Here is a 6,507-nt window from a genome sequence, read left to right on the forward strand (position 1 = left end):
GCGGGACCCGGTCGGGACGGATCGAGGATCAGTCGAGGTGGCGCTCGTCGGGGCCGTTGTAGGCCGACAGCGGGCGGATCAGCGAGTTCGCGGCACGCTGCTCCATGATGTGTGCAGTCCACCCGGTGAGGCGGGCGCACACGAACAGCGGGGTGAACGTGGGAATGTCGAAACCCATGAGCCAGTACGTGGGCCCGGCCGGGTAGTCCAGGTTGGGCTTGATCTGCTTGGCCTCGTCCATGGACCGGGCCAGGCCGTTGTAGAGGCCCAGGATCTCGCGGCGGTCGTAGTGATCGAGCATGCGGAACAGGGCGTCCTGCATGGTCGGCACGCGCGAGTCGCCGTTCTTGTACACGCGGTGGCCGAAGCCCATGACCTTCTTCTTCTCGGCCAGGGCCTGGTCCATCCACTCCTTGGCCCGCTTCTCGGCGTCCTCCTCCGACTCGTCCTTGCGGATGCCGAGCTCCTGGAAGGTGTGCATGACGGCCTCGTTGGCGCCGCCGTGCAGCGGGCCCTTGAGCGCGCCGACCGCACCGACCACGGCGCTGTGCAGGTCCGCCAGCGTGGAGGTGATCACGCGCGCCGTGAAGGTCGAGGCGTTGAAGGAGTGCTCGGCGTACAGGATCATCGACACGTTGAAGGCGTCGACGACCTCCGGATCGGCTTCCTCGCCGAAGGCCATCCACAGCAGGTTCTCGCTGTAGCTGAGGTCATCGCGGGCGGAGATCGGGCCCTTGCCGTGGCGGCGGCGCTGGTCGTAGCAGACCACCGCGGGCATGGCTGCGAACAGCGCCTTGGACTTCTCCAGCTCCGCCTCGGGGGAGGCGTCCTCGGCCTCGGGGTGCTGGGCGCCCAGGACGGAGACCGCGGTGCGGCACACGTCCATGGGGTGGCAGTCCGTGGGCAGGGCGTCGATCACGGCCTTGAGCTCGGGGCTCAGGCCGCGGTGCGCCCGCTCGAACTCCTCGAACTCCGTCAGCTCCTGCGCGGTGGGCAGCTCGCCGTTCCACAGCAGCAGCGCGACCTCCTCGATCGTGCGCGAGGCCGCCAGCTCCTGGACGGGATAGCCGCGGTAGAGCAGGGAGTTGGACTCGGGGTTGACCTTGGAGACCGCCGTGACGTCGGCGACGACGCCGGCCAGGCCCTTGTGGACCTCGGGCTCCTGGGTGGACTGATCTGCAGTGCTCATCACTTGCCTCCTGGGACGTCGAATGCGAAGACCTGGCTGTCGAACTGGTTGTAGCCGTCGTAGTCGACGGTCTCGTACAGGCGGGCCCGCGTCTGCATCTGGGGCACAGCGGCCTGCTGGGTGCCGTCCTGCCGGATGGTGTCGAGCAGGCGCTCGACCGCACCCATGGCTGCGCGCTGTGCGGACACGGGGTAGATGACCATGGAGACGCCGGCCTGCTGCAGCTGCTGGACCGTGAACAGCTCGGACTTGCCGAACTCGGTCATGTTGGCCAGCACGGGGACATCGAGCGCCGAAGCCACGGCCTGGAACTCCGAGAGGTCCTTCATGGCCTCGGGGAAGATCGCATCGGCGCCGGCCTCGACCAGCGCCTGGGCGCGCTCGATCGTGGCCTCCAGCGAGTCCACCGCACGGATGTCGGTGCGCGCCATGAGCACGAAGTCAGGATCGCGGCGGGCCTTGGCCGCGGCCTGGATCCGCTGGACCGCGGTGTCCTGGTCGACGACGGCCTTGCCGTCCAGGTGCCCGCAGCGCTTGGGATTGACCTGGTCCTCCAGGTGGCACCCGGACAGCCCGGCGTTCTCGAGCTCCTGGATGGTGCGGGCCACGTTCATGGCCTCGCCGAAGCCGGTGTCGGCATCGATCAGCGTGGGCAGGTCCGTGGTGCGAGCGATCTGCCCGCCGCGGGCGGCCACCTCCGTGAGGGTGGTCAGCCCGATGTCCGGAAGCCCCAGCTCATTGGCCAGCACGCCTCCGGAGATGTAGACGCCGTCGAAGCCCTTCTCCTGGATCATGGCGGTGGCCAGCGGCGTGAACGTGCCGGGGAACTGCACGCAGCGGTCTTCGGCCAGCAGCTCGCGGAAGCGCTTGCGCTTCTCACTTGCGGTGACGTGGGAGTACAGCATCAGAAGATCCCCTCGGGTCCGGTGGACAGGTCGACGGAGGCCAGGATGTTCAGCGCGGCGAGGTCGCCGGCCTCCAGGCCGGGCAGCTCCTGGGCTGCCTGGATGAACCGCTCGAGTTCGGACTCGGCCACGACGCCCTCGGCCAGCGAGCGCAGCTTGGTCAGGTACTGCTCGCGGGCGAACGGGCGGGCGCCGAGCGGGTGGGCATCGGCCACGGCGATCTCCTCGACGATCCGGGTGCCGTCGGTGAGGGTGATCTCCGCACGGCCGCCGAAGGCCTTCTCGGAGATGTCCAGGGAGTGGTAGCGGCGGGTCCACTCCGGATCCTCCTGAGTGGTGACCTTGTTCCACAGGGCGACCGTCTCCGGACGGCCCGCGCGCTCGGGGGCGTAGGAGGCCGAGTGGTTCCATTCGCCGTCCTGCAGCGCCACGGTGAAGATGTACGGGATCGAGTGATCCAGGGTCTCGCGCGAGGCCTTGGGGTCGTACTTCTGCGGATCGTTGGCGCCGGAGCCGATCACGTAGTGGGTGTGGTGCGAGGTGTGCAGCACGATCGAGTCGACGTTGTCCGCGTTCGCGATCTCCGGGTGCTCGGAGTGCAGGCGTCGGGCCAGGTCGATCCAGGCCTGGGCCTGGTACTCGGCCGAATGCTCCTTGGTGTAGGTGTCCAGGATGGCGCGCTTGGCCTCGCCCGGCTCGGGCAGCGGGACCTCGTAGGAGGCGTCCTTGCCGTCGAGCAGCCAGGCGATCACGCCGTCCTCGCCCTCCCAGATGGGCATGGGGGAGGTCTGCCCGCGCATGGCGCGGTCGACGGCCTCCACGGCCATCTTGCCTGCGAAGGCCGGGGCGTGGGACTTCCAGGTGGAGATCTCGCCCTTGCGGGACTGCCGGGTGGCGGTGGTGGTGTGCAGGGCCTGGCCGATGGCCTGGTAGATCACGGCCGGGTCCAGGCCCAGCAGCGTGCCGATGCCGGCGGCGGCCGACGGGCCCAGGTGGGCCACGTGGTCGATCTTGTGCGCGTGCAGGCAGATGGCCTTGGTCAGATCGACCTGGATCTCGTAGCCGGTGGCCAGGCCGCGCACCAGAGATGCGCCGTCCGCGCCGGTGTGCTGGGCGACGGCCAGGATCGGGGGGATGTTGTCGCCGGGGTGGGAGTACTCGGCGGCCAGGAAGGTGTCGTGGAAGTCGAGCTCGCGCACCGCCACGCCGTTGGCCCAGGCCGCCCACTCGGGGGAGACCGCGGTGGCCGAGTCCACGCCGAACAGCTGCGCGCCGCGGGCGTCCGAGGCCGGGCGGTGGCGCAGGGCCTGGTCGCGGGCCGAGACGATGGGGGCGCGGTTGATCGAGGCCATGGCGACCGAGGCGTTGTCGAGCACGCGGTTGATCACCATGTCGGTGACCTCGGCGGAGACCTCCACCGGGTCGGCGGCGACCTCGGCGATCTTCCAGGCCAGCTGCTCCTCGCGGGGCAGCTGCGCCGATGACGGGTGGACCTTCACGGTGTGGTTGACGGTCATGACGTCCTCTCTGATGCGGTGGTTTCGGTCTTCTCGAGGGCTGCGCTCAGGGCCTGGTGCAGGTGCAGGCGCACGGCGGCCTCGGCCAGCTGCTCGGAGCCGGAGGCGATGGCCCTGGCGATCGCGGCGTGCTCCTGGGCGGCGCTGACCAGCCGGGACGGGTCGTGGGACGAGAGCCGGCGCACCCGGATGAGCTGGGTGCGCACGGTCTCCAGGGCGGTGACGAGCCAGGGGTTGGCCGCGGCGTCGTCGATCATCTGGTCCATGCGGGCCACGAGCTCGTAGTACTCGTCCGGGATGGGGTCTTGGTCCAGCTGGATCGAGATGCCCTGCAGCTCCTCGGCCAGGTGCACGAAGTCGACGGGCGTGCAGCGCACCGCCGCCAGTCGAGCGGCCTTGACCTCGAGGGCCTCGCGAAGCTCGAACAGCGGCTCGATGTCCGCGGCGCTGATCCGGCTGACCGCCGTGCCGCGGCCTCCGATCTGCTCGGCCAGGCCGTCGGCGGCCAGCAGGCCCAGGGCCTCGCGCACCGGCGTGCGGGAGGTGCCGAAGCGCTCGGAGAGCTCGACTTCCCCCAGGGGGGCACCGGGGGCGAGATCCCCGTTGAGGATCTCCGCGCGCAGCTGGAGGTGCACGCGCTGACCTGCTCGCATGGTGCTCCTCTCTGCCTGTGGCTCGGTGCGCGCCCGATGTGCTCGCGGCGCCTGTTGTGTATACACACCCTGCCACGGTCCGCGGTTCCTGTCACGCCGCCGAGCGGGCAATGGGCATCAATGTATACACGGGGGTGGTGCCAAGTGAGCTGAGTCACTACTGTGGAGGACATGGAACCGGCGGGGCCCGGCGGCGGCGCACCGCGTGCATCGCCTGCGCGGCGCCCCGGATCCGGCCCACGAGCCACGCACAGCACGGACAAGGAGCATCCATGAGCCAGCACAGCGCGGATCAGCCCCGCCCCACCACCACCGCCGAGCGCACGCTGCCCGGCGACGGCACCTACTCCGGGACGTGGCGGCGCAGCGTCGAGGATCGGGAGGGCTTCTGGCTGGAGGCAGCTCAGGGCATCGACTGGATGACGCCGCCCAGCCGGGCGCTGGATGACTCCGGCGACCCGATCTTCCGCTGGTTCCCGGAGGCCACACTCAACACGTGCGTCAATGCGGTGGACCGCCACGTCGCGGCCGGTCGCGGGGATCAGGCGGCCATCATCTACGACTCCGCTGTGCTCGAGCGGCAGGAGACGATCACCTATGCCCAGCTGCAGGACCGGGTGGCGCAGGCCGCCGGGGCCCTGCGGGAGCTGGGCGTGCAGAAGGGCGATCGGGTGCTCATCTACCTCCCGATGATCCCGGAGGCGCTGATCTCCATGCTGGCCTGCGCCCGGCTGGGCGCGGTGCACTCGGTGGTCTTCGGCGGCTTCGCCCCACGCGAGCTCGCCGTGCGGATCGACGACTGCGCCCCGCGCGCCGTCATCACGGCCTCCGGCGGCGTGGAGCCCAAGCGGCGCATCGAGTACCTGCCCTCCGTGGAGGAGGCGGTGCAGATGGCCGAGCAGAAACCGTCTGCGGTGCTGGTGGTCGGGCGCGAGGGCTTCGAACACGACGTCGCGGGCATGCGCGAGCGCGCGGCCGTCGACGGCCTGGAGTGGGTGGACTGGCAGGAGGCGGTCGAGGCCGCCGAGCCTGCCGAGCCGGTCGAGGTCGCTGCCACCGATCCGCTCTACATCCTCTACACTTCCGGCACGACCGGCAGCCCCAAGGGCGTCGTGCGGGACAACGGCGGCCACGCCGTGGCGCTGAGCTGGTCCATGGCCAACATCTACGACATCGGCCCCGGCGAGGTCATGTGCACCGCCTCGGACGTGGGCTGGGTCGTGGGCCACTCCTACATCGTCTACGCGCCGTTGCTGGCCGGGGCCACGACCGTGCTCTACGAGGGCAAGCCTGTGGGCACCCCGGATGCCGGTGCGTTCTGGCGGGTGGTGGCCGAGCACCGCGTGAAGGCCTTCTTCACCGCCCCCACCGCGCTGCGGGCCATCCGCAGGCAGGACCCCGAGGGCGAGCTGGCGGCCGAGCACGACCTGTCGAGCCTGGACACGCTGTTCGTGGCCGGCGAGCGCCTGGACCCGGAGACCTGGAGCTGGGCGGGCAGGGCGCTGGATATCCCCGTGGTCGATCACTGGTGGCAGACCGAGACCGGCTGGGCCATCAGCGGCAACCCGGTGGGCCTGGAGCGGCTGCCGCTGAAGTCCGGCTCCTCCACGGTGCCGATCCCGGGCTACGAGATCGAGATCCTGGATCCGCTGGGCGAGCCGGTGCCACAGGGGGAGGAGGGCAACATCGCCGTGCGCCTGCCGCTGCCGCCGGGCACGCTGGCCACCCTGTGGGGCAGCGACGACCGCTACCGCAGCGCCTACCTGGAGGCCTTCCCCGGGTACTACGCCACCGGCGACTCCGGGCGGATCGACGAGGACGGCTACGTCTTCGTGATGGGCCGCACCGACGACGTCATCAACGTCTCCGGCCACCGGCTCTCCACCGGTGCGCTCGAGCAGGCCCTGGCCCAGCACCCCGCGGTGGCCGAGTGCGCCGTGATCGGCGTGGCCGATGAGCTCAAGGGCCAGCGCCCGTGCGGATACGTGGTGGTCAAGCAGGGCATCGAGACCTCGCAGGAGCAGCTCAGCGAGGAGCTCGTGCAGCTCGTGCGCCGGGAGATCGGCGCGGTCGCCGACCTGAAGCAGATCACGGTGGTCGAGGCCCTGCCCAAGACCCGCTCCGGGAAGATCCTGCGCAAGACCATGCGCCAGATGGCCGATGGCCAGGAGGCGCCGGTGCCCTCGACCATCGAGGATCCGGCCGTGCTGGAGGCGCTGGAGCCCGTGCTGCGGGGCCGGTGA

5 protein-coding genes are annotated in these 6,507 nt (G+C 70.4%); 1 reads left to right on the forward strand and 4 read right to left on the reverse strand.

The genetic code is table 11. The features are described from left to right. Nucleotides 1-28: 28 nt before the first annotated feature. Genes M3E84_RS12165 through M3E84_RS12180 form a run of 4 tightly spaced genes read right to left on the reverse strand, consistent with a single transcriptional unit; the run spans nt 29 to nt 4,264 of the window. Nucleotides 29-1,189 carry a bifunctional 2-methylcitrate synthase/citrate synthase gene (locus M3E84_RS12165; protein WP_259896520.1) on the reverse strand — a complete coding sequence of 387 codons (1,161 nt, stop codon included), beginning with the start codon at nt 1,187-1,189 and terminating at the stop codon, nt 29-31. Beyond that, entirely contained in the window at nt 1,189-2,094 is a 906-nt protein-coding gene (gene prpB, locus M3E84_RS12170) for a methylisocitrate lyase (RefSeq protein ID WP_259896521.1), read from the reverse strand. The genes M3E84_RS12165 and prpB overlap by 1 nt, the downstream gene beginning before the upstream one ends. Continuing rightward, a complete protein-coding gene (locus M3E84_RS12175; protein ID WP_259896522.1) occupies nt 2,094-3,611 on the reverse strand; it encodes an MmgE/PrpD family protein in 1,518 nt (505 codons plus the stop codon). The genes prpB and M3E84_RS12175 overlap by 1 nt, the downstream gene beginning before the upstream one ends. After that, entirely contained in the window at nt 3,608-4,264 is a 657-nt protein-coding gene (locus tag M3E84_RS12180) for a GntR family transcriptional regulator (RefSeq protein ID WP_259896529.1), read from the reverse strand. Before M3E84_RS12180 ends, M3E84_RS12175 begins: the two co-directional genes overlap by 4 nt. A 272-nt stretch (nt 4,265-4,536) precedes the next feature. On the opposite strand from M3E84_RS12180, the gene M3E84_RS12185 reads away from it, so the two are divergent. Next, nucleotides 4,537-6,507 (forward strand): acetate--CoA ligase, encoded by a 1,971-nt coding sequence (locus M3E84_RS12185; protein ID WP_259896530.1) that lies wholly within the window; start codon nt 4,537-4,539, stop codon nt 6,505-6,507.

This window comes from Kocuria sp. p3-SID1428, from assembly GCF_025149945.1.
GTDB lineage: Bacteria > Actinomycetota > Actinomycetes > Actinomycetales > Micrococcaceae > Kocuria.

Coding starts and splice junctions, on each gene's coding strand:
- M3E84_RS12180 (WP_259896529.1), bottom strand. CDS start 4,264: ATGCGAGCAGGTCAGCGCGTGCACCTCCAGCTGCGCGCGGAGATCCTC.
- M3E84_RS12175 (WP_259896522.1), bottom strand. CDS start 3,611: ATGACCGTCAACCACACCGTGAAGGTCCACCCGTCATCGGCGCAGCTG.
- prpB (WP_259896521.1), bottom strand. CDS start 2,094: ATGCTGTACTCCCACGTCACCGCAAGTGAGAAGCGCAAGCGCTTCCGC.
- M3E84_RS12185 (WP_259896530.1), top strand. CDS start 4,537: ATGAGCCAGCACAGCGCGGATCAGCCCCGCCCCACCACCACCGCCGAG.
- M3E84_RS12165 (WP_259896520.1), bottom strand. CDS start 1,189: ATGAGCACTGCAGATCAGTCCACCCAGGAGCCCGAGGTCCACAAGGGC.